Here is a 21544-nt window from a genome sequence, read left to right on the forward strand (position 1 = left end):
TGGACGGCTTGGTGCCCGCCCGCATTTGTGAGCCCGCACTCATTCGTGGTGGGCGTATTGATCAAACAAGCACCTTTAGCACTTCACGCATAAAAATCTCGACGGTTTTCGAGCCGATCCCATCGAATTCCTTCAATCGTTTTTCGACCTCACGGCCGCCACTCACCTCGAAGATGTTCCCCACCCTTCCCGAGTATTCGTCGTTGATCTTCTTCGCCAAGGCCAGCAATCGAGTGGCTGTGGACTCATCGTAACGAACGTAGTGCGCCTCCCCCAGCATGGCAACGAGTTCACGATGCGTGCAATTGGCCAATTTGCGCGGAGTGTCTCGCTGGTATTTGTGAACAATCACTTTGTAAGCGTTTGCGGCGATTTCAGCTTGTATCCGTTTACCCATCAGAAAACTGGCGACCAACCACCTGAACAGCCCCTCTTCGTTCGCGTCGTCGAGACTGATTTGCAGATCCTTTGCGCTGGTGATTTTTGGCATTAGGCGCCTCTCTACAGACGCGGAACATTGGGTTCAGCGGAGATATGTCTGTCATCCACTCATTCTTTATCTGTTAGGTATTGGGACAGCTTGACCTGCGGCTGTATGCGTTCTGAATTAGCCCGAGCGCACCCGTTGTATGCATAACGGACATACTCATTTTATCCCAGACTTCGAACCACTCAAGGCAGCAGCAGCGCTTCATGGATCTCAATAGAAGGTATCGCACCTCCCACACGCCTGCTATCAAGCCACCCCCTAGTTTTGCTGACATCGAAAATCTGGCCCTGCTCCATCAAGGTCAATATGAGTTCGTCCGAGACTCGGTAGCGCCCGCAGTCCGGACAGTCTCTTTCTTCCCAAGGGCCAGAGCACTGAATGCGCTCAGCAACACCTACGCAGATAAGACAATTCATCGGAATCACCATTTTTATAGTTATACCCGATCTGTCGTGGGCTGCCTGCGATGGCATGCCCACCGATACGCCATTGAGTGCGTTGATCAGGTTGGTGCTTGGTCGACTGAAAAGATCGAAAGAAAGTTCGGAGCGTTGACGCTTTCGGTACAAATAGGTCGTATCTGCTACCCGACCGAATAGAATCTGGTAACGGGCCATGCTCTTACAGAAGCCAAGAAATTAGGATCAGAGCCACTGCGGCATCCCATCTGATCGCAGGAGTAAATCGGCTCAGCTCGACTACCCTTGTCGCTACGGCAGCCCGCGTAATGCGTGCTAGATAGGGGCAAGGATATGCGCAAAAAATCTCAGTCATGGTTTGTCCCTCTTCTGATTCTTGTTGCAGTCCTATGGTTCATGGGCAAGAAAGACACAGCTCGTACACAGGAACAGCCAGCCCCCCAGGCCACACTAAGCGCATTAGCTTCTGTCCCCGCACCGACAATGGCACCCGCCGCAATGCCACCGGTTGATCAGTTTGTGAGTGCGGATAAGTTGAATCTGCGGGATCAGCCGGGGGGGAAGGTTATTTCCACTCTGAAGCGCGGAGACAAGGTTCAGGTCTTCGAAAAGAAAAATGATTGGGTGCGGATCAGCATCGACGGTCAGCCGGCAAAATGGCTTTCATCTAAAAGCCTTTGCAGCGGATCGAATTGTTACGTCGCCTCTGAGCGAAAATCGTCAGTTCAACCTGCGGCGAAGCCAACTCGCAAGCAAATCCCTGACTATGGAACCTCATGCGCCTGTTCTTCAGGCAGTGTCTGCATCGGCCCAAGAGGCGGTCGTTACTGCATTACTTCAGGTGGCAATAAGCGTTACGGTGTTTGAGCAATTTTCTAGCGCCAGGGAGCAGCAATCATAGCGCCCACCTCTCGGATTAGAGCAGTCGTGACCTTAACCTGCCGCTGGCCATTGTCGGCGCCGGCTCTTCATCATCGCGTTGCTGGCTGAGGAATTCGCGTATCAATTCGGCAGTTCGCTTAGCGCTAGTGACCACGAAAAAATGTCCCTCGCCCCTTAGGACGTGCAGTTCGGCACGGCGAATAGTCCGGCGCAGGATATGCGCGTTGTACATCTGCACCAGGGTGTCGTGGTCGCCAGTAAGGATCAGCGTGCGTTGGCGTAGACGGAACAGCCGCAGCAGGCTTGTCCATCCGACCAAGGCAGCGAGCTGGTAGTAGTAGGTTCGCGGATTAACGGAGAGCATGCCTTTCACTACTCCAAAGCGCAGCAGCGTCTGGATTGAATTGCGGGATCCTTCTTGCTTGCGCGGCTTGGGACTTTTGCTTCCACCAAAAAACTCCACGATGTCGGCGGGCTTCATCAAAACCACTGGGCCGGCAGAGGTAGCCGCGAGTATCAGTCGGCGCACAAAACTCGGGTAACGCAGGGCGAATTCCTGCGCCAATGCACCGCCCCAACTCACCCCGAACACATCGACTTGGTCGATTCCCAACTGCTTCAGCATCTGGGCGATCAAGTCGGCATAGCGCGGCAGACGCATCGGCCAGCGAGGGATTTGCGATTTGCCGACTCCTGGCACGTCCAACGTAATGGTCATGTAGTCCCCGAGCTCCTCGCGCAGCGGATCGAAGGTACGGATCAAGCCACCCAAGCCATTAAGCAAGAGCAACGGCGAACCTTGCCCACAGATTGAAACGTTCAACTGCAAGTTTTCAATGGTCACTTTGCGCGTTGTCATGGGTGTCCCCTTGCTTCATGTCGCTGAGATGGCAGCATTGGACGACCACTCTAATCCTTCAAAGCATGGCCTCTATTATGGATTCAGACCTAGCACGACTCCGAACTATCCAGAGTAGTCATGGGTAAAGGAACCCTTATCAGTGCGCGGCGCCTAATGTTTGATCCCTAGAATCTGAGAAAGAAGAAATGCATTTATCCGAGACAGCCCAAGTAATGGAAGCGCTATCAGTCAACGAAGCAAATCTTAAGCTTCATGAAGGATGGTCATTGATATCTGTGGTCGTCACAACCCATCCCAATGGTCAGCTTCACCCCTGCTACATTCTTGGAAAATCGAAAGCGTCACCCAACTATCAGAAGCCCGATTGACTAACGTGGCATCCACATAGCGATACAGCTCAAGGAATTGTGCTGGGAGGATATTTTGGCTTATCTGGATTGGGTTCAATGGCCAGCGATGGCCGTAACCGTTCTCGCCGCATGGCTTATCGGCTCGCAGCGACCAGGACGGCGGATGACCGGGTTTGTGTGCTTCAGTTTGAGCAACGTGTTGTGGGTGATTTGGGGAGTCTATTCAGGGGCGTACGCATTGATCGTTTTGCAGATTTGTCTTTTCCTTATGAACCTTCGGGGCCTCAGGAAAAACTCGAAGGGGAAGGAAAACGAGTAGTGTCATGACTGACGGTGGCCAGCGAAATCGCTTTCCTTGCCGTCCGCTCTCAGTAACAAATCGATAAAAAGTATGAGGTGTGTAGCTAAGGCAAAGCCCCCTAGGAAACGCCCAAAGCCCCCAAGGGACGTGATCCCGTCGCTAGGGTCATTGTGAATTAAGAACAGTGGAAACCGCCAAGGATATTGGGATGTTCGACGACTTTTCTCTTGATACCGTAACACTTCCAGAAGCGACCCTGAGAGTCAGACACGGTGGTAACGGTTCTCCCGTCTTATTGCTCCATGGGCATCCTAGGACGCATGCGACCTGGCATCGCGTTGCTCCACTCTTGGCAAAAAATCATTATGTAGTCTGCCCAGACCTTAGAGGCTTTGGCCAGTCATCGAAGCCTGAGGATACATTCGATCATGCGGGCTCCTCAAAGCGCGCAAAGGCCCGTGACTGCATCGCCCTGATGCGCCTTTTGGGTCATGAGCGATTCGCCGTGATTGGCCATGATCGAGGTAGTTACACCGCCTTTCGCACTGCTATGGATCATCCCGAAGCCATTACACATCTCGGCATATTGGACGGCGTACCGATCCTTGAAGCTCTCGAGCGCTGTGACGCCCAGTTCGCGGCAAAGTGGTGGCACTGGTTTTTCTTCGGTCAACTCGAGAAACCGGAGCAAGCAATCCTGGCCGACCCTGATGGATGGTATGGCGGCTTCCCAGAGGCAATGGGGGTGGAAGCCTACAAAGACTACCAATCAGCTATCCACGACCCGGCGACCGTTCATGGCATGGTCGAGGATTACCGTGCAGGTTTAGGGATCGACCGTGAACACGATGACGCCGACCGCCGCGAGGGCCGTCGGATCGCATGCCCGACCATGATTCTATGGTCGCTACGTGATGATCTTGAGCTTCTATACGGCGATGTCTTGGCAGTTTGGAAACCATGGACGAGAAGGCAGCGTGGTCGAGGTCTCGACTGCGGGCACCACATGGCGGAAGAGGCGCCCAACGAACTCGCGAACGAAATCCTCGCATTCCTTCGCGAAGACTAATATATCGGCTCGCATTAATGGCGCATCCGCGCGAGATCAAGAAGTAGGAAGACCTCTTCCGCTCGTAAAGGGCCACGTTAAACTTGCCGGTTAATGTCTACTATGGTTCGTAATCAACGTACAAATTCTGGCCTTATGTACAGTTACTAATTGAGAATATCGGGCGATATCACGGAGACCAACCATAAAATCTGGCGATATCATTAGTTAACCCGCTTCTCCGACGGAGCGAGCCAGAGTAACGGCGGGCAAGACCGCCCACGTCAGGATGCGCACGTTGAGTAATGCGATCAACTGCGATGGCGAAGCTTGTTATGACGACTACCCTTAACGCTGATAGACGGATCGGGAGGTGACGCTGCTTCTCCCGTTTCGCCCGAAATCACTCAGTGAAAATGGGAGGAATTCGAAGATGGATGAGCAAAAAATTCGAGAAGCTGCATATCAGCTTTGGGAAAAAGATGGGAAGCCGCAAGGACAAGACCTGGAGCATTGGTTTACTGCTGAAAAAGCAGCCGGCGAAGAAGATTTTGACAGTTCAACCGCTGGCTCAACGCAAGGTAGCGAAGCTGACCCATCCCAAGCTGGCTCTTAGATGAAGATCAATCACTGGCAGATACCCATCGATAGCGCGCACCGTCGAATGCGCGCTATCGCCGCGACCGAACACTTACCTCTATGGCCCTTGGCGCTTCAATTACGGAGGCGGCCATCCTGCTCATTCGTATCCTATGCCGGTAATCGAGGAACGATTCCCAACTCGATGACAGGCGGTAGCGTTCATTCCATAGTCAGGCGTATGAGTAGCCAACTGCTCGGTGGAATGGCTAAGCGTTAAATACAGTGGTTGCTGTAAAATGCCGAACCTTTGACCTGAGACATTGAACGAATTGTTTTCAGGGTCGCGCATCTTGAAAATGGACATAGACTCAGAGCCATACTTTGGAGACGTCGGCACTTTGCCCGGCTAAGGAATCGATGAGTGAACGTAAATTGGGAAGGGATTTTGCCAATTCAAGGAGAGATCATCGTCATTGAAGACGACCCGACGTTGCGTTCGCTGATGGCGGATATCGTGGCGGAAATAGGCGCAAAGGCAGTAGCGTTCGAAACTGCTGATGACGCGTTAACCTATCTGCTGGAAGCGCATGATCAGTGCCGGCTGGTAATCGCAGATCATGGTGTTCCGGGACAAATTCAAGGTATCGAATTCATTGAAATGGTCAGTGGGAGATGGCCGTATATCTCTGCAATTCTGACGTCCGGGTATCTGATAGACCCCGCAACGGTACCGCCATCAACCATCTACCTGCACAAGCCTTGGTCATTGGACGACTTGGTAATCGCGGTAGCGTCTCTCCTGCAGCCTGATTACCCCATTCGTAAGATTTGAGTCGTTGTTGGCCTGTTAGCTCTGATGCTCCCAAGTCCACCATTTGCCCTCGGGCTCACGCACAGATCGCTTGGCGCGCCGCCATTTCAATTCTGAGTTCGCCAATCAAATTTGAAATCGCCCGACTGGACGTGAGATCCGATGCCAACACGCCGGGGACAAACAGTTCCACGCGGCCAGAGGAAGGCTCAAACATCTTGATCAATAGCGAACCTTTGGGATTCACGGAGCAGGTGCAGGAGCGAGGTAATAAACCGCTTTCAATGATATGTCGGAGCTCAAGAGAAGAAATCATGGGGTACGTCCGAAGGAAAAATTCCTTCTCAGTCTTGTCTATGAAACCCAGTAGTCAAGGAACGCGCCGGAGTAAATTCACGACCAATTGTTTCCCGTCCACTGGCCTTGAGCTGACGCGGCTGACTATTCATTTTTTATACTGCTAGGCTTGGCGTTTTCATGGAGGAACCTTGATGCCAAATTCAGATTTGCTCCCTTCCCTGCTCTTCAAAATCAATCAAAACCAATTAGCTCTTGAGGCCGCCATCATGGAGCTGACGCTCTGGGTCGAGCAAAGTGGTTCTGCTGAAGTCGCCGGCAACGTTCGCGGTGCTTTAGACACGATTAGCAAAAACGAGGAATTCATCAATATGAGTCTTGCGGTGCTTATGTCACCTGAGTGACCTGGCCAAAACGCAATCAGTGGCGTCGTTCAGTCAATACTGCGCCAAGGATCGCGTGAGTAATGAGACAAGCTGCCGAGCCTATGTATCGTCGTCGTGGCCGAAGAATTTGGGATCAAGCACCAAGGCGCGTAGTGGCTTCAAACGTTTTTCGGCGAGTTCAGCTTGCCGGGAGCATTCAGTGGCGTCTCCGGCAGCGCCAACAGCCATCGCCTGTTCAGCCATTTGGCGCAGCAGCAAGATCCTTTCCTCCACGGCCCTTAATGTGTCCCACAGTCCCGTGTCGATAGCTTCATTGACCTCACAAATGAGCGACTTCACCGAAAACCCGTGGCCAGTATGGCAACGAAATCTGACGATGGAGCCTTCCTCGATTTGCACAAGTACGCCATGACAATCCGGACAGGTGAACTGGGAAATCTTGCCTAATCCCATAACACCGGCTTCGAGACCATTCCCTTTTAAGGAGATGACGTTCTCGGTTACATGACGAGCTCGTACATCGTGTTTTGATTGGCCATCTACAGGGCGGCCTACCGTTTTGGTGAGTGCTGTGGCGAGCACTGCCGCCGAGCCGACAAGGTCGATATCCACATGCTCTATTGCACTGTCGGGCATTGAACTTAGCATGGCTCCGGAAGGATCCTGGACGTAAGCTAATCCACCCCGATCCTTGACCGCCCAAAGCCCAGCAGTGCCGTCGTCCAATGCACCTGAAAGGATGACGCCAATGACCCGGGCGCCGTAGTTAACAGCGGCTGAGCGGAATAGAACATCTACTGCTGGCCGGGCCCGGCACTCCTTCGGCCCACGCGTCAGTCGTATCCCATCTTCAGTAAGCATTAGGTGTCGATCCGCAATGGCGACATAGACCGTGCGAGCTTGAATCTGCTGACCGTCTTGAGCCGCGACGACCCGCATGCTCGTTACCCTTGAAAGAATGCTGTGGAGGACGCTGGGTTCATGGGCAGGAATGTGCAGCACTATCAAAAAGGCAGCGGGTAGATTGGCGGGGAGGCTTTCAAACAAAGCGATTAGCGCCTGAACACCCCCTGCCGAGGTGCCTATGACGACGATGTTTCGCACGCCTGCATCAAGTTCATCTATCACAGTTATCTCCTCACCCTCCCCATTCATTAACTTTAGACAACCAGCGGTGAGGTATTGGTTCGATGGCTAATAGTGAGTGCTATGCGTATCACGAAACGTCGTAACCGAGTTGGTCGCAGCCTCTATTCGGTTTTGACCATCCTAGTCTTCGCTGACTCCTCCAATCTCAGCATGTTCGTACTAGCCCCTAAATCATCACGTTGTGGACTGACGCCCACCAGGCTGGTGTCACTGTTCCATGCTCAATGGCTTTAACCCAGTTTGCCGATCTACAACGCTTTTGCCGTGCTCACCAACCTTGCGAATGGAATCAACATCTTGGTCGATACGTGCGGCCCTAACTCAGTATCCGGAGAGCCCCCCTTGGCTGCGCGCAGCCTTCCGCACCTTGCGCTAAGCATTTCTTTATTCTGGCCTGCCCATCGCCCTGATGGGCAGGCCAGACCTCCGACAAAGCCTATTTCGAGGCATCAAAAAATTTGAACCGCTTTTGGACGCGCTCGCCTAATGATCAGCTTGTGGATATTCACACAGGCATTGTGCCAATACCGGCACACTCCGAGAGGTGGTCAACATGGCTAAAGACGAGAAGAAAAGCAAAGGTGAAGCTTCGAAAGCCAGCAAGGATTTGAAAGACAAAAAGTCTTCACCGGCAAAGAAAGCAGCGGCGGCCTCGGCTCTTTCGAAATCTTCCGATAAGAAAGACAAGAAAAAAGATGCCGAACCAAAGAAATCTGCAAAGAAAGCTGATAGCAAGCCAGAGAAGGCCAAGAAATCAGAGAAGGCAGAAAAGCCGGCGAAAAAGAAAAAGTGACATCTGCTATCTGCTAGGGCTTTACGCCCTAGCTTCCTCAGGCCGTGTTGCCTTCGATAGCTATCAATAGTCGTAAAATTTCAGGCTTGGTCAGTCACGTGTTGGTTGCAACCGGTAGCCTGCGGCCGACGTAAGGAGCTTCACGTTGCAAAGTCACTCACAATCAATTGCCCGGCACCTGATGCTTGGAAATCCACAATTCCTCCTCCATGAACACAGCCGATATTGGATTTCACGGGGTTTACAAGTCTGATAGCACATCCTTTCTTCGACTAACGGCCGCTTCCGGGCCAGAAGCGGTCACTCGCAAACGCTTTGGAGTAACGTGTCGAATTGAACCATCGAAGCTTCATCCCCCTTCACTGAGGATCTCTAATGACAAACCAATCCGCTATTGTCGAGGTGGTTCAAGAAACCGATCCTATGCTGCTCAGATCTTTGAATGACCTTCTCCCGCAGCTTTCCAAAAACGCTCAAGCGATGACAATGGAAGATTTGAAGCAGATTGTGGATTCAGAGTGCTCCGATTTATTGGTAGTGAGAGCAGCAGGTGGAGGAAGCATTTTGGGGTTGCTAACCCTAATTCATTTTCGCATTCCGACAGGCATTCGTGCCTGGATCGAAGACGTCGTAGTAGATGCCAGCACTCGAGGTCAAGGGGTCGGCAAAGCACTCATACAAGCAGCAATAGAAAAAAGCCATGACCTCGGCGCGAGAACTCTGGATTTAACCTCCAATCCAGATCGTGAATCTGCCCATCGTTTATACGAGGGGACAGGATTCTCTGTCCGCACAACAAAGGTCTATCGACATATCAAATGACTACGCACGGCTATCACTCATGCGTGCAAAGCGTCCTGTGAATGGCTTCTGGCCGATTTCTGTCTGTCACGACCGACAGCTTTGAGTCGTTTTCAGCCCTTCACGAAAGGCAGTAATCCGTCAGAAGCAGACATTCGCCTGCCAATTTTATGTCCTGCTCTGGATTTGGCTGGACTTCCCTTTATCCACTATCAATCAAATAAGTTTGGTCACAGCAGCGACCAAAAACTTAATCTTTATATTTATGAAGTTATATTCAAGCCGGAGACATAGTTGCCATAATGGGGGATTGCTTCATCTACGCGTCTACGATATCGCTCTAATTAAAACCCACAATAAAAACAAAAGCACAAAATACGAATAGCACACTAATTAAAAGCTTATTAACTTTTTTTCTTCCCATTTGCCATTCGTCGCCATTCTAGAAAAAAATTCAACTTTTCGAAAGCGGGTGACTCCCACTAATACAGCCATCAAGGCGGTGGGTGCATTTCCTGATTGATTGGCGATTGCTGATAGGAGATAGTAATGAACTACGAAGATCGCGATACCTATGGCATGTACAAAACCAACCTCCTACGAGATACCGGCTCAGAGGAACAGGGGCCTGGCCCCGACCTGATGGGGGCAGACACACTCATTGGAAATGATGTTTATAACCATAATGAAGAAGACTTGGGAGATATTAAAGAAATCATGCTGGATGTTCGCAGCGGTAGAGTGAGTTATGCTGTTCTTTCTTTTGGTGGCTTTCTTAGCATGGGAGAAAAACTGTTTGCGGTACCTTGGAATGCATTGACACTCGATACAGTAAATAAGCGCTTCGTACTAAACGTAGAGAAAGAACGCTTGGAAAATGCACCAGGTTTTGACAAGGACAATTGGCCTAATATGGCCGACGAGTCTTGGGCAACAGAAATCCATTCTTTCTATGGAACCAAACCCTACGATTACGATACTGTTCGGAGATAAAGTATCAACAAAGCTAATGTCCATATCCGAAACGAAGAGTGATGCGCGCCGAGTAAACAATGACATGTTTCATTGGGGTGCCAAACCCTAAGGCGCGCATTGCGGTGAAAAGAGGTTTGTCGAAGCAACAAGGTTTAGGGTGGATTCTGCTGACCGCCCGTCGAATCCAAGGTTAGCCCAGCCGAATCGTACCCGAAAAGCTATTCGTTTGAAGTCCAAAAGCTCCCGCGTCACGCGAGCTTTTTTTGATGCGACATCAAGGCTCATCACGTGACTCTACCGATGTCGGCTAGCGAATGAGACTAATGGCGGTCACACGGATCAGAATTTCTTCCTGTTGAAAACGCCCTTCTAGATCGCGCTTAAAGCTTTGCCACCAAAGCCGATCAACAGCTTCAACCATGACCTCATAGACGATGATGTCGTCCTCTGCTCGCTCGTTATCTTCCTGCAATGAAATACCTTTCGCCGGATTGCGAGTGAAAGCCGTCACTCCTCCGAACTGTTCGGCCAACTGCTCCCGTACACGGCGAAAAAGCTCGACGGGCTGAGGCGTGCCATCGTTCGTGTTGAGCGGCAAAAAAATCTCGATCAGGTGCATTGGATAACCTCGACATCTTAGGAGGTCGTTTCGTGAACAAGGCAGATGCCTGTTCATAGGATCACTTATGTCGCCTCTCGGGTGAATATTTCAATGGTCTTGGAGCCAATCCTTTCGAAAGCGGTAGAGCGATTCTTAAAATCCTGGCGATCGGCACTCGCCTCCACGATATTGCTCGCCCCCCCAAACATATGCGTTTGCGATGTGGTGATCGGTTGACCTCTGCCTTCTCAGTGAGTTTGAAAAACTCATACTCAAATCTCTGAATGGACGCATGGCAGGCCTTTCAGTCATCTCGATGGAACATTGGTGGTAGCCCATCCTCTATCGCAACACCAGCGAACCTGAGGATGTCACCATGATCCACTCACTAACCGGTATGAAACCAGGCGAGCGGTACGCCGTCGAAAGCCTCGAACGCACTCGTCATTTTCCTGGCTTCTTTCTCGATGGAAAGTATTACTTGGGGCCCGAACTGATGACCGCCGTTGGATGGTTGGAAGGTCAGCAATTTTTGTATGACGAACTTGATCCTACAGGTGAACCGGTGTTTCCAGATCGAGTCGCTGGCACCATCGAAGACCTGACGTTGATCCTGACTGACGGTGCACGACTGAAATTAAACAAAATGCGTTACAACGCCCAAGTAGATCTACCGGCACGAGAGGTCAGAAACCGTTCAGATGTGCACCGTAGTGACATAGCCAGGTCGCTTCAGAATAAATTGGTGGTCATCACCGGGGCATCAAGCGGCATAGGTCGTGCGGCGGCGCATGCGTTCGCCAGCGAGGGCGCCCGTCTAGTGCTCGGTGCTCGTGATGAAGTTGCCCTCGCCGAAGTGGTCGAAGAATGTGTTGCACGTGGGGCCACAGCCCTACCAGTACGAACTGATGTGACGAACAGCAAACACATGCGAGCGCTGGCTGATCAAGCCGCTGCTTTTGGTGACGGTCGCATCGATATCTGGATCAACAATGCAGGTGTCGGTGCGGTGGGCAATTTCGAGGAAACACCTCTTGAGGCTCATGAGCAGGTGCTGCAAACGGATTTGCTCGGTTACCTGCGCGGCGCCTATGTGGCCTGGCCTCACTTTAAGGCGCAAAAAAGCGGCATTTTGATCAATACCCTTTCACTCGGGAGTTGGGTCGCACAACCCTATGCAGCAGCTTACTCGGCCAGCAAATACGGCCTGCGCGGCTTGAGCGAAGCGTTACGTGGTGAACTGAATGAATATCCCGATATCCATGTCTGCGACATCTATCCAGCTGTGATGGACACTCCGGGATTTCGTGACGTAGGTAACTTCACTGGTCATGCGCTCAAGCCACCGCCACCCATTTATGATCCGCATCTCGTCGCGCAAGCTATGGTTGCCTGTGCGTTACGTCCAAGGCCGAGTACGACCGTGGGTGGTGCTGCCACGATAGCGCGGCTGGCGCATTTTTTGGTGCCCGGATTTCCCCTACTGTATGGATGGCTGACTCGTATGGGCCTGGAACACGGCCCACAGTCAGCATCGTCATCAGGCAATCTTTTCACACCGCCAGGCGGTCAACGTCGCGTTGAAGGTGGCTGGCGTGCAGCCAAGCAGAGACCTTCGTTGTTATTGGCAGTCGGCGCAACCCTATTACTTGGCGGAGCTCTGTTAGCGCTTAATCGTCGTGGACGGCGGGAGCGTGCACATTAACCAAAGAACCGATGGGTGTTGCAACTCTCGCGTCATTTTATGCTCGCCCGATGTCACCGAACGCAAACACAGCTGCCAGGCATTCCTGACAGCTGGAGCGTTGCTTACTTTTTGGATCCTCCAGGCATTACAGCCCCAAAAATCTGCTTGGCGGTTTGCACAATGACACCAGCTTCATTCGGATCGCCTTGCAGCAAGGTGGAGGCAAATTTCTTCGCCTGTTCCAGTTTGATATGCGGCGGGAGTGGCGGCACATTCGGGTCAGTCTTGAACTCGATCAGCACGGGAGTATCTGAAGCCAATGCTTTTTCCCAAGCATCAGCAACGTCCTCTTCGCGATCTACAAAAATGCCCTTCAGCCCGATGGAAATGGCGAACAGGTGATAAGGAACATCGGGGATGTTCTGCGAGGCTTCGAATTTTGGATCGCCTTCCATAACTCGCTGCTCCCATGTGACCTGATTCAGGTCTTCATTATTGAAAACAGCGCAAATCCATTTTGGGCTTTCCCATTGCCGCCAATATTTGGCGACGGTAATCAACTCAGCCATGTTGTTCATCTGCATCGCACCATCACCCACCAGGGCAATCACGGTGCGTTGTGGGTGAGCGAATTTCGCCGCAATCGCATACGGCACAGCGGCGCCCATGGATGCCAGGCCACCGGAGAGCGAACACATCATGCCGCTCCGGATCTTCAAGTCGCGCGCGAACCAGTTGGCGCACGACCCTGAGTCACTGGTGATAATGGCGTGCTCAGGAAGACGTGGTGAGAGTTCGTAAACCACCCGTTGCGGGTTTATCGGATTAGCCTTGGCCAAGGCGCGTTTTTCCAACGTTTTCTCCCAAGTGGCGTGCCAGCCTTCGACCTTTTTACGCCACTTGCGTGAGGTCTTGTGCTCCAGCAATGGCAGCAGCGCCGCCAGAGTTTCGGCCGCATCGCCCACCAGATTCACCTCCATCGGATAGCGCAAGCTCAGCATGTCCGGTTGAAGATCAATTTGAACCCCGCGCGCCTTGCCTTCTTTAGGCAGAAATTCGGAATAAGGGAAACCTGACCCGATCATCAGCAAGGTGTCGCACTCGGTCATCAACTTGTAGCTGGGCTCGGTACCGAGTAAGCCGATGCTGCCGGTGACCCACGGTAAATCGTCAGGCAGTACCGCTTTACCGAGCAAAGCCTTGGCCGCGCCGGCACCGAGCTTCTCGGCGATTGCAATGACTTGATCGGTCGCAGCCAACGCACCAGCGCCCACCAGGATCGCGACCTTTTCGCCGGCATTCAGTACATCCGCCGCTCGTTGTAGATCCGTCTCATACGGAACGACCCTCGGCTTGCTATAACCAACCCCTGAATGAACGGTACCGTGTTCCCTGCCGGGCGCCTTGTATTCGGCTTCCTGCAAGTCATTGGGTAGGATCAGTGCGGTCACCTTACGCTCGCCAATCGCAGTACGCACTGCCCGGTCAACCAAGTGACGGACTTGCGACGGCGTCGAGGCTTGTTGCACGAACGCACCGGCGACATCCTTGAACATCGACAGCAAATCCAGCTCTTGCTGATAGTGTCCGCCAAGCGCTGCACGCGCTTGCTGACCAACGATGGCCAACACCGGCATATGATCCATTCGCGCATCGTAAAGACCGGTGATCAGATGCGAAGCGCCGGGGCCAGAGGTCGCAATGCATACGCCCAGCTCTCCCGTGAACTTGGCGTGAGCGGAGGCCATGAACGCTGCCATTTCTTCGTGCCGGGCCTGAACGAACTCGATCTTTCCTTGGGCACGACTTAGCGCACCAAAAACCCCGTTGATACCGTCACCCGGATAACCAAAAATCCGCGTTACGCCCCATTGGCTGAGTCGTTCAACCAGAAAATCGCTGACTGTCGTTGTCATTAAGATCCTCGTCTTTCACCGATGTGTAGAGTCGCTGCTGGAACGGCTGTGGCAGCTCAACCAACCTTGTCGTTGTCCTGTTCAGGCGTTTCAATGCCAAGTTCTTCTTCAGGGGCTTCGTGCGGGTAACCTGATAATCCCCGAGCGTCATTGGGCGCTTTGCGATGGTCTGGCGACTTTCCTTTCTTGTCCCAGCCGGTAGTGGCATTCGGGTCTTCATACGACCAGCCGTGCCTAGCACGCAGCCGTCATCATTGGGGTTGCCCAGATCCTCTATGGGTTTGTCCGGGGTCGGGGGATGGGTTTTCATAGATGCCTCCAATGCAAGGTCATGAGACTCTTTGGAGACACGGTCGGCAACAGAGTGCGGCTTAATTGACGAATGGTGATCGCGACTTTCACCACCGATTTCAAGGTCAAATTGACCAGATGAGTCGTCTTGAAAGGTACCGAGCTCAAGCGGGGTAGCCCACGAACCCCAGACCGAAAGGATCTAAAGCATCTGAAGGCGTGGGGTATACACTCATTGGTGAGCCCCTAGCCAATGAATTAGGTTAAGCCCTATCAAGCGCGTATTTCACGACGCTTCCTAAATATCTTTCAGACAAAAGTCCTTTGGCTGGCTCCCGTCGAGACAAGCCTCCATGCTATCTACTTTAGAAATCCGTCACTTAGTAGAACAAAGTTTTCTGCCCACTCGTTGCGAATGCACAGTCGATCCCGGAGCCGCTCTGACGGTGCGATTTTTCCACGACACGTCGAATCAAGAAGTTCTTGTCGTCACCGGTATCTCGTTAGCTCAGCTGAGTAACGGGTATGCCATCGCAAGTCTTGTCGCGGGGCTACGACAGGATCTTGAACTCGTTTCTTCTGCTCCTAGCTATACAGTCAGCCAACCGGTTTCTAGGTTGCAGCGTTGATGATACCTCTGAGATCGATGGCCCATCATTGTAATAATGCATTGTGACGGCAGACATCTTGCCAAGATTAGTCAGGTATCTCAGTCATAGCCAGTGGGTGGTTCCCTAGGAGAATCGTGACTTGGGGCCATCATCCATAGCATTCAAGGCCTGGCCCGGTTGGTCGCACGACCGCTCTGTTTTCGCTCAGTGACCCAGAGGTGATTTCTCCGACTTAAAGGAAATGAGCGATCGGTAGCGATGACTCATTCAGATGAGAATTCCAAGCTGCATACGCGTCCGAATGTTGGGTTACAGCCGCACACCACCTTTCACCGGAAAGCTCGCGAGTTGCGACCAACATCATCATTTGGTTAATAGCTGCATCCAGATCTAAAAGCAGCTCATGAGATTTAAATCTAAAGTCGTCCGCTGCGTTCATGTCGGATCCTGTGCTCAGTGGGTCTGACTCGATGTTACGAGTTGCAGTACCCGCCAAGAATTTTAATTGCGGTTTTTTATGGATCAGCCAGAGCGATGGACAGCAATAATCTTTTCTGGTTAGAGCTGACCTATGTCCCTGGACTTAGATCAATCACTGTCCACCCTTTTTATCCGTTTGAATGAATTACCATTGGTAACGTGACTACGAATTCGCTCCCCTTGCCATCACCCTCGCTCATACCGGTAACTTCGCCGCCGTGCGCCTCAACCAACTCGCGGACTACTGTCAGTCCGATGCCCAAGCCAGAGCCATTGAATCCGACGGCATGCACGTCTTGAACATAGGAGTCGAAAATAAACGGGAGTGCTTTAGCGGAAATGCCGATTCCATTGTCGGAAATGGTTATCTTCAAAACGTCGGACGCTACCGTTACGGATAGTTCGATTCTACCGTGGGTCGGGGTGTATTTAGCCGCATTTGCCAGAAGGTTGTGGAGAATCTGCGCGAGGCGCCCCGGGTCACCATTGACCATCAAGATGCCGTTGGGAAGATGGGCGTTGAAATGCTGCTCTTGTGCGTCCATTAAAGGGCTGCACGCATCAATGGCCTCATGCAGAATTTGAATCATGTCGACATCGCGGCGATTGAGTCGCAACTTACCAGTGCTAGCACGGGAGACGTCCAGCAGATCGTCCACCAGCTGTGACATATGTTGCACTTGGCCTTCGATCAACTCCCGCATCCGAGGCAGCTCGTCGCTAGGCATCCGCACCATACGTTCTGCAATCATACTGATGGGGGTTAATGGGTTACGTAGCTCATGGGCCACCGTCGCCAGTATGCTTTTTTGCTGACTCAGTGCGCGCTCGGCTACAGCCTGAAGGTCTTGAGCGCTGAGCGCGGCTATGACCAGCTGTGCATTAGCCTCACGCAGTTCCTGGTACAAACGTTGCTCTTCCAAGCGTGGGGCGACTATAGCGTCTGACGGCACCAGCAGTTTCGCCGGTACGTGCTGCGGATTAGCCTCAATCACCTGTTCGACCTGCTGACTATCCACCAGCCGGCTGCTGGTGTCGCTCAACTCTTTTTGAAGAGCTGCCAGCACGGCGCGTGCTTCAACGGTTTTCTGGCCAAGCAGGAAGAGTTCGTGAGCGGCATTAGCGATCTCACGCTCATTCTTGCCAGCGACATTACTCATGAGTCGGGCTCAAACATTTTATCTCCTGGGTGTGATACACCTGAAATCCGCTTTGTGGGGCGGCCTCCGAGCAGACCTTCTTGGTCATGGAGCATTTCGCCAATCTGCAAGCCGTTTTCATCGACGCGGTACAAGCGCAGCTCATCGGAGTGGGCGCTAGCCCGAAGCTTGACCACGGCCATGATGCGCAGCAAACGGCTTTGCACTTCAATGTAGCGTTGAACGATGATTGCATCGGTGAGAAACGCGGTGCCGTAAGGACTGAAACGCAGGTCGGTGTAGCGGTCTTCCAGCTCGGAGGTCATCAGCACACTGACCCCGGCACTGGTCAGCGCGGTGACCATGCGCGACAGCGATTCACGGAAGTCTTCGCGGAAGGTCGGCGCCAGCGCCAGTTCGAAGCCCGATAACGAGTCGATCACCACACGGGTGGCTTTCAGGCGAGATATCTCCGCCAACAGCAACTGGACGATTTCGTCGATGGACAAGTCCGGTGCACGACTGTCCACCAAGCCGACCTGACCGTTTTTGATCAACTGAATGAGGGCGGCATTTTGAAAATGATTGGGCCGTTGTTCGAACACCGCGATCACACCGGTTTCGCCGTTGCGTGCGCCTTCTGCGAGGAACGTAGCTGCCAGGATACTTTTGCCCGACCCCGATGGCCCGGCCACTAGCAAGGAATAACCACGGGGCAGGCCGCCACCCAGCATCTCGTCGAGCTGTGGCACGCCCATTTTCAGGCGCTTGATGGGGATCTCCAGCGGCGCTTCAACCGGGTTGAGTGGCGCGGGTGCAAACACCTTGATCCCCGACGTCGCAATGCGGAAGGTGTGCAAGCCCGGTAACGTGGGCTGGCCGCGCATCTTCATGATTTCAATCTTGCGTACCATGGAATTGCGCTGCACGCTCTGACGCAGCCAGATCAAGCCATCGGCCACGGTGAAAATCGGGTTGGTGTCGGTTTCGGTGAAGTATTCGCCAATCAGGAAGGTCGTCGCCTGCCAGGTGGTCATCAACATGCCCAGTTGCTGAACGAACTGCGGCAGGTTGTTGTTGGGGTTGTCCTGCGTCTGGCTGGCCAGCACCACCGAACGAAACGAGTCGACGAACACCAGCGCTGGAGAGTGCGCCTCGACTTCGCTGACGATGCGCCGCAGCACTTCGTCCAGATTCCCGGCCAGAGTGTCATCGGTCAAGTTGATGTAACGAATCGACTGGTTGATCGCATCGCTGTCGAAAAAATCGAATTGTTGCTGATAACGCAGCATCTTCAGCGGCGGCTCGCCCAATACGGTAAAGAACAGCGCCGGGCGCTCGGGCGTCGCCAGGGCGAACATCATCTGATGCGCCAAGGTGGTTTTGCCGCAGCCAGGCGGGCCGGCGATCAGGTTGAACGAAAACTCCGGCAGTCCTCCGCCCAGCACCTCGTCCAGTCCTGGCACACCGGTGGCCAGGCGGTTGATAGTCACTTTGGTGCTCATGGCGAATTTTCCTGCGAAGGGGTGTCGCTCAATAAAGGTTCCCACATACCACGAAGCAAACGTGCGGTGAGCGAGGGCCCGATCAGCGTGGTCAGCAGTGCGTAAAAGGTAGTCAGCAACACTTCACCGAAAAACAGCGCATCGGCGTCGCTTTGCTCAACGATTACGGATTTGAGGGCAATCAGATCCATGCCTGCCTGCACTCTGTCACAGGTGCCGGCCAGTCGCGGATGAGTGGAAACGCACAGATTGAGGCTGCGGCGATAAAGCGCGACAACCCCTTGCTGGCCGATGATGGGCCTGAGGGCTGCGTCCATATCCTGCAAGGTTGAAATAATTGTGTGGGCGGTCTTTGCAAGATCAGCAATGTCACCGACCCGGCGCGCCAGAGAAGCTACGATCTGGCGGCCCTCTTCGCTTTCCCTGGACATGGCTCACTAATTTTTGATGGGCACCTATCGATGGTACACCCTATAACCTGTGATCGAGTTTTCATTTGGGCGCAGAGCTGATGATGTTCGGAGCCTGCTAGGTGGCTGAAGAAAAGTAGTCCCAAACAGCAAGGGTTTACCTCTCTGTTTACGTCTCAAGCACCTGGATTTGTGATTTGGATACAAACCGACCAAATGCCAAGCAATATCCAGAATGTCGCAAAGATCCAAGGTGTGCGCACTGAAAACAGCAACGCCTTTCGATACCCCTTTTGCGTGGACTCTCTTTCACAAAATAAAGGCGACTCGTCATAAGCCAATCCCATTACAGGCTCGCTATGCAATAACTCGCTCTGCTTGAAATGCCAATGGCCGATAATGTCGTATGCCGCACGAATACCGGGGCAAGCATTCAACGAACTTAGCACTCCAAGCAATGTGAGAAACGGTGGTACCACCAGCGTAAACAACTTGCCCCATTCGGGGTTGAGATTGCCCATAGAAGAGGCAAATGCGATGACCAAAAAAGACTGAGATGCCAGAAAGGCGTCAGTACGATTAGCCAAGATGCTGGTTTCGTACTGAATCTCTCTTCGGTAAAAATCCAAGCGCTCCTTTGGCGACCCGAACATCCTGGCATTGTGCTCGTTTAGTGCGGTGTCACTTATTTGTGAAGTCAAAATTCTCGGCACGGTGGGTTCCTCCTCATCAAACATGTGAAGCCGGCTTACCACCCATCTCAACCTGCGAATTGAATTGGATATTTCCCACGTTAGCATTGGTACTCACTAACATCTGTTTTAGCCGGACGTTTATCCGAATTCGTCCGAAACGCCAATAAAAACAGACCTCTCGGGCCGTTTTGTACTCAAACTAAACTTACTTGGAAAGCCGGGACTCGACGGTGTCGGAGCCGTGTTCAGCTTTCCATTCTTTAAGACCACTGTGGTTACCGCCTTTGGTTTCGATGACCTAGCCGGCCTGCAGATTTTTGCAGACTTTTACCCGAGACGCTTGCACAGCATGTCGAAGATGACAACTTTCGCCACTTCGTACTCTTGATGTATTTCTAACGCTTTTGCTAAAAACAAACCTTGCCGATTCATAGGACTCTCCTGCATCAGACAAAAAGCACTGATCGAGATTGACGATCTCAGCTAGTGAGCCCGTCCTTTTCAGAACCTGCAATTTAAATCATTGTGTTAGGCGTATTCATAAAGGCATCCCAGCTTTCATAGGCGTCGTGCTGCCTCTTGCTGGCAAAATCCCAGTCGGGGCCTGCAACGCATTTGGATGTCACCAGCGTCATCATTTCCATCGTAGCGGCGTCGAGCTCTATCAGGAGCTCTTGTGATTTCATCCTAAAATCTTCGATCGATGCCATTAGCTTTGCCTCGGCGCGGAGGTCACCGCCATTGAGAAACAACTGCTCCTCGAGCGGTGGAGTACGAACACGCCAAATAATTCATACCGCCTGATCGCTGGTTCGTTTAGAGGCTATGCGTCGACACGCCAAGACGCGCCGCCCCATCAGCGACAGGCAGCTTCTTTTCGGTCACTTGATTGACCGCTTGGATTTTGAATTCTTCGGGATAACGTGGGTTGCTCATGGCACCTCCTGATTGGCCTCAGTTTAAGGCAAAGAGGTGTCTACGTGTTGACGCCGACGCCAAATTGACCCAAGTGCTGACGCAAAACTGACCCACCTCCAAATCGAAACAAATTCAGCAAAGGAAATGGTTAGCGAGGAATCAGACTGGGTCAGTGGCATCTCGGTAACTAGATCAATTCGGCGTCGGCGCCAACACTGTGGGATTAAAAAGCTAAAGAAAACAGAAGAAAAAACCGGCGGCATCCTATCGGATAAAGGTGTGTGGGGGCAGCGCTGCTTTTCTCTTGCCTTCAAATATATAAACCCTGTTCCATCCTTGTATAAAGGCCCACTCTCACCATCAAGAATTTAATTCTGGAACCCGCTCCGGGTTTTATACTGTGGTTCCCAACAGGGTACCGACTCCTGCTGCCACCGCCATCGAAAGCGCACTCCAAAAAGTCACACGTAAAACCCCATTTTTAATATTCGCCCCGCCGACCTTGGCCGCCAAGCCGCCAAGGATAGCAAGGAAGACCAACGACGCGACGACGATGACTGGGATGAGATGTTCTTGTGGAACTACTACGACCACGAGTAATGGTAGTGCCGCACCTACGGCAAAGCTTAGCGCAGATGCAAGAGCAGCCTGTAATGGCTTTGCACTCATCGCATCGGTAATTCCCAACTCATCTCGGGCATGCGCCCCCAAGGCGTCGTGATCCATTAGTTTAGTCGCGACTTCTTTTGCAAGCGGCGCCTCAAGTCCTCGCTCAACATAAATTCCTGTCAGTTCACGATTCTCGCCCTTCGGATTTTCCTGAATCTCAATTCGCTCCGCCTCTAGGGCAGCCGCTTCCGTGTCGGCTTGGGACTGCACGGAAACGTACTCTCCGGTAGCCATCGACATAGCACCGGCGACGAGAGCAGAGACACCCGCTATAAGGATGCTGTTGTGAGTTGCGTGAGAGGCGGCTACGCCCAGAATCAGACTTGAAGTTGAAACGATTCCGTCATTGGCCCCCAATACGGCAGCGCGCAGCCAACCAATGTTGTCTATTGGGTGTTTCTCTTTATGATGCGCTGCCATTCTGGAATTCTCCGTGTGAAAAATTGCATTAGGTCAGGTCTCTGGCGTCATGAGCA

The 21544-nt window shown here is 52.5% G+C and carries 25 protein-coding genes and 2 pseudogenes; 11 read left to right on the forward strand and 16 right to left on the reverse strand.

The features are described 5' to 3' along the window. Nucleotides 1–61: 61 nt before the first annotated feature. Together ACA059_RS21515 and ACA059_RS21520 are read right to left on the reverse strand one after the other, a co-directional pair. On the reverse strand, nucleotides 62–490 hold the full coding sequence (locus ACA059_RS21515) for an HhH-GDP family DNA glycosylase (protein WP_497630910.1): 429 nt from the start codon (nucleotides 488–490) through the stop codon (nucleotides 62–64). 182 nt (nucleotides 491–672) lie between these two features. Then, nucleotides 673–1107 (reverse strand): hypothetical protein, encoded by a 435-nt coding sequence (locus tag ACA059_RS21520; protein ID WP_497630911.1) that lies wholly within the window; start codon nucleotides 1105–1107, stop codon nucleotides 673–675. Nucleotides 1108–1242: 135 nt separating this feature from the next. Between ACA059_RS21520 and ACA059_RS21525 the strand changes: the two genes are divergently transcribed. Continuing rightward, nucleotides 1243–1776, forward strand: coding sequence for an SH3 domain-containing protein (locus ACA059_RS21525; RefSeq protein ID WP_497630912.1), 534 nt, complete (start codon nucleotides 1243–1245; stop codon nucleotides 1774–1776). Nucleotides 1777–1825: 49 nt separating this feature from the next. On the opposite strand, the gene ACA059_RS21530 is transcribed toward ACA059_RS21525, so the two are convergent. After that, nucleotides 1826–2650, reverse strand: coding sequence for an alpha/beta fold hydrolase (locus ACA059_RS21530; RefSeq protein ID WP_497630913.1), 825 nt, complete (start codon nucleotides 2648–2650; stop codon nucleotides 1826–1828). A gap of 459 nt (nucleotides 2651–3109) precedes the next feature. Here ACA059_RS21530 and ACA059_RS21535 point away from each other — a divergent pair, with 459 nt between their 5' ends. The 4 genes from ACA059_RS21535 (at nucleotide 3110) to ACA059_RS21550 (ending at nucleotide 5766) form a co-directional block, all read left to right on the forward strand. Further along, complete coding sequence (locus ACA059_RS21535; protein ID WP_497634706.1) at nucleotides 3110–3322, forward strand: hypothetical protein; 213 nt, start codon at nucleotides 3110–3112, stop codon at nucleotides 3320–3322. A 190-nt stretch (nucleotides 3323–3512) separates the two neighbouring features. Further along, the gene (locus ACA059_RS21540) at nucleotides 3513–4373 is read left to right on the forward strand and encodes an alpha/beta fold hydrolase (protein ID WP_497630914.1); all 861 of its coding nucleotides are present in this window, start codon (nucleotides 3513–3515) and stop codon (nucleotides 4371–4373) included. 412 nt (nucleotides 4374–4785) lie between these two features. Beyond that, the gene (locus ACA059_RS21545; RefSeq protein ID WP_497630915.1) at nucleotides 4786–4968 is read left to right on the forward strand and encodes a DUF2934 domain-containing protein; all 183 of its coding nucleotides are present in this window, start codon (nucleotides 4786–4788) and stop codon (nucleotides 4966–4968) included. A gap of 387 nt (nucleotides 4969–5355) precedes the next feature. After that, on the forward strand, nucleotides 5356–5766 hold the full coding sequence (locus ACA059_RS21550) for a response regulator (RefSeq protein ID WP_497630916.1): 411 nt from the start codon (nucleotides 5356–5358) through the stop codon (nucleotides 5764–5766). A gap of 55 nt (nucleotides 5767–5821) precedes the next feature. On the opposite strand, the gene ACA059_RS21555 is transcribed toward ACA059_RS21550, so the two are convergent. Beyond that, nucleotides 5822–6061: a DUF1652 domain-containing protein gene (locus ACA059_RS21555; protein WP_497630917.1), complete on the reverse strand. Its 240-nt coding sequence runs from the start codon at nucleotides 6059–6061 to the stop codon at nucleotides 5822–5824. A gap of 175 nt (nucleotides 6062–6236) precedes the next feature. Here ACA059_RS21555 and ACA059_RS21560 point away from each other — a divergent pair, with 175 nt between their 5' ends. Further along, nucleotides 6237–6446, forward strand: a complete 210-nt coding sequence (locus ACA059_RS21560) for a hypothetical protein (protein ID WP_497630918.1) — start codon at nucleotides 6237–6239, stop codon at nucleotides 6444–6446. Nucleotides 6447–6527: 81 nt separating this feature from the next. Here the strand turns inward: ACA059_RS21560 and ACA059_RS21565 are convergent, their stop codons facing one another. Next, the gene (locus tag ACA059_RS21565) at nucleotides 6528–7556 is read right to left on the reverse strand and encodes a chemotaxis protein CheB (RefSeq protein WP_497630919.1); all 1029 of its coding nucleotides are present in this window, start codon (nucleotides 7554–7556) and stop codon (nucleotides 6528–6530) included. 565 nt (nucleotides 7557–8121) lie between these two features. Between ACA059_RS21565 and ACA059_RS21570 the strand changes: the two genes are divergently transcribed. From ACA059_RS21570 to ACA059_RS21580, 3 genes are all read left to right on the forward strand, one after another. After that, complete coding sequence (locus ACA059_RS21570) at nucleotides 8122–8370, forward strand: hypothetical protein (RefSeq protein ID WP_497630920.1); 249 nt, start codon at nucleotides 8122–8124, stop codon at nucleotides 8368–8370. 375 nt (nucleotides 8371–8745) lie between these two features. After that, complete coding sequence (locus ACA059_RS21575) at nucleotides 8746–9192, forward strand: GNAT family N-acetyltransferase (protein ID WP_497630921.1); 447 nt, start codon at nucleotides 8746–8748, stop codon at nucleotides 9190–9192. 528 nt (nucleotides 9193–9720) lie between these two features. Continuing rightward, on the forward strand, nucleotides 9721–10164 hold the full coding sequence (locus ACA059_RS21580; protein ID WP_201181788.1) for a PRC-barrel domain-containing protein: 444 nt from the start codon (nucleotides 9721–9723) through the stop codon (nucleotides 10162–10164). A gap of 289 nt (nucleotides 10165–10453) precedes the next feature. Here ACA059_RS21580 and ACA059_RS21585 read toward each other — a convergent pair whose 3' ends face one another. Then, nucleotides 10454–10765 (reverse strand): hypothetical protein, encoded by a 312-nt coding sequence (locus tag ACA059_RS21585; protein WP_497630922.1) that lies wholly within the window; start codon nucleotides 10763–10765, stop codon nucleotides 10454–10456. A 358-nt stretch (nucleotides 10766–11123) separates the two neighbouring features. Between ACA059_RS21585 and ACA059_RS21590 the strand changes: the two genes are divergently transcribed. Continuing rightward, nucleotides 11124–12452, forward strand: coding sequence for an SDR family oxidoreductase (locus ACA059_RS21590; RefSeq protein WP_497630923.1), 1329 nt, complete (start codon nucleotides 11124–11126; stop codon nucleotides 12450–12452). Nucleotides 12453–12556: 104 nt separating this feature from the next. Here the strand turns inward: ACA059_RS21590 and ACA059_RS21595 are convergent, their stop codons facing one another. After that, nucleotides 12557–14350, reverse strand: a complete 1794-nt coding sequence (locus ACA059_RS21595) for a thiamine pyrophosphate-requiring protein (protein ID WP_497630924.1) — start codon at nucleotides 14348–14350, stop codon at nucleotides 12557–12559. Further along, a complete protein-coding gene (locus ACA059_RS21600; RefSeq protein WP_497630925.1) occupies nucleotides 14319–14660 on the reverse strand; it encodes a hypothetical protein in 342 nt (113 codons plus the stop codon). Before ACA059_RS21600 ends, ACA059_RS21595 begins: the two co-directional genes overlap by 32 nt. Before the next feature lie 334 nt (nucleotides 14661–14994). Between ACA059_RS21600 and ACA059_RS21605 the strand changes: the two genes are divergently transcribed. Further along, on the forward strand, nucleotides 14995–15270 hold the full coding sequence (locus tag ACA059_RS21605) for a DUF1652 domain-containing protein (RefSeq protein ID WP_497630926.1): 276 nt from the start codon (nucleotides 14995–14997) through the stop codon (nucleotides 15268–15270). Nucleotides 15271–15860: 590 nt separating this feature from the next. Here ACA059_RS21605 and ACA059_RS21610 read toward each other — a convergent pair. The 8 genes and pseudogenes from ACA059_RS21610 to ACA059_RS21645 all read right to left on the reverse strand — a co-directional run bounded on the left by ACA059_RS21610 (nucleotide 15861) and on the right by ACA059_RS21645 (nucleotide 21488). Then, nucleotides 15861–16892, reverse strand: coding sequence for a sensor histidine kinase (locus tag ACA059_RS21610; protein ID WP_497630927.1), 1032 nt, complete (start codon nucleotides 16890–16892; stop codon nucleotides 15861–15863). Further along, complete coding sequence (locus ACA059_RS21615) at nucleotides 16889–18376, reverse strand: ATPase domain-containing protein (RefSeq protein ID WP_497630928.1); 1488 nt, start codon at nucleotides 18374–18376, stop codon at nucleotides 16889–16891. Before ACA059_RS21615 ends, ACA059_RS21610 begins: the two co-directional genes overlap by 4 nt. Next, nucleotides 18373–18807: a hypothetical protein gene (locus tag ACA059_RS21620; protein ID WP_497630929.1), complete on the reverse strand. Its 435-nt coding sequence runs from the start codon at nucleotides 18805–18807 to the stop codon at nucleotides 18373–18375. The genes ACA059_RS21615 and ACA059_RS21620 overlap by 4 nt, the downstream gene beginning before the upstream one ends. 155 nt (nucleotides 18808–18962) lie before the next feature. Next, a complete protein-coding gene (locus ACA059_RS21625) occupies nucleotides 18963–19499 on the reverse strand; it encodes a hypothetical protein (RefSeq protein WP_497630930.1) in 537 nt (178 codons plus the stop codon). Between the two features lie 187 nt (nucleotides 19500–19686). After that, a pseudogene (locus ACA059_RS21630) lies at nucleotides 19687–19824 on the reverse strand (transcriptional regulator); the annotation flags it as partial. Nucleotides 19825–19996: 172 nt separating this feature from the next. Further along, the gene (locus tag ACA059_RS21635; RefSeq protein WP_497630931.1) at nucleotides 19997–20191 is read right to left on the reverse strand and encodes a hypothetical protein; all 195 of its coding nucleotides are present in this window, start codon (nucleotides 20189–20191) and stop codon (nucleotides 19997–19999) included. Between the two features lie 109 nt (nucleotides 20192–20300). Next, a pseudogene (locus ACA059_RS21640) lies at nucleotides 20301–20417 on the reverse strand (transposase); the annotation flags it as partial. Between the two features lie 375 nt (nucleotides 20418–20792). After that, nucleotides 20793–21488 (reverse strand): VIT1/CCC1 transporter family protein, encoded by a 696-nt coding sequence (locus ACA059_RS21645; RefSeq protein WP_497630932.1) that lies wholly within the window; start codon nucleotides 21486–21488, stop codon nucleotides 20793–20795. Nucleotides 21489–21544: the final 56 nt, after the last annotated feature.

It is taken from the genome of Pseudomonas sp. LBUM1647 (genome assembly GCF_059716175.1).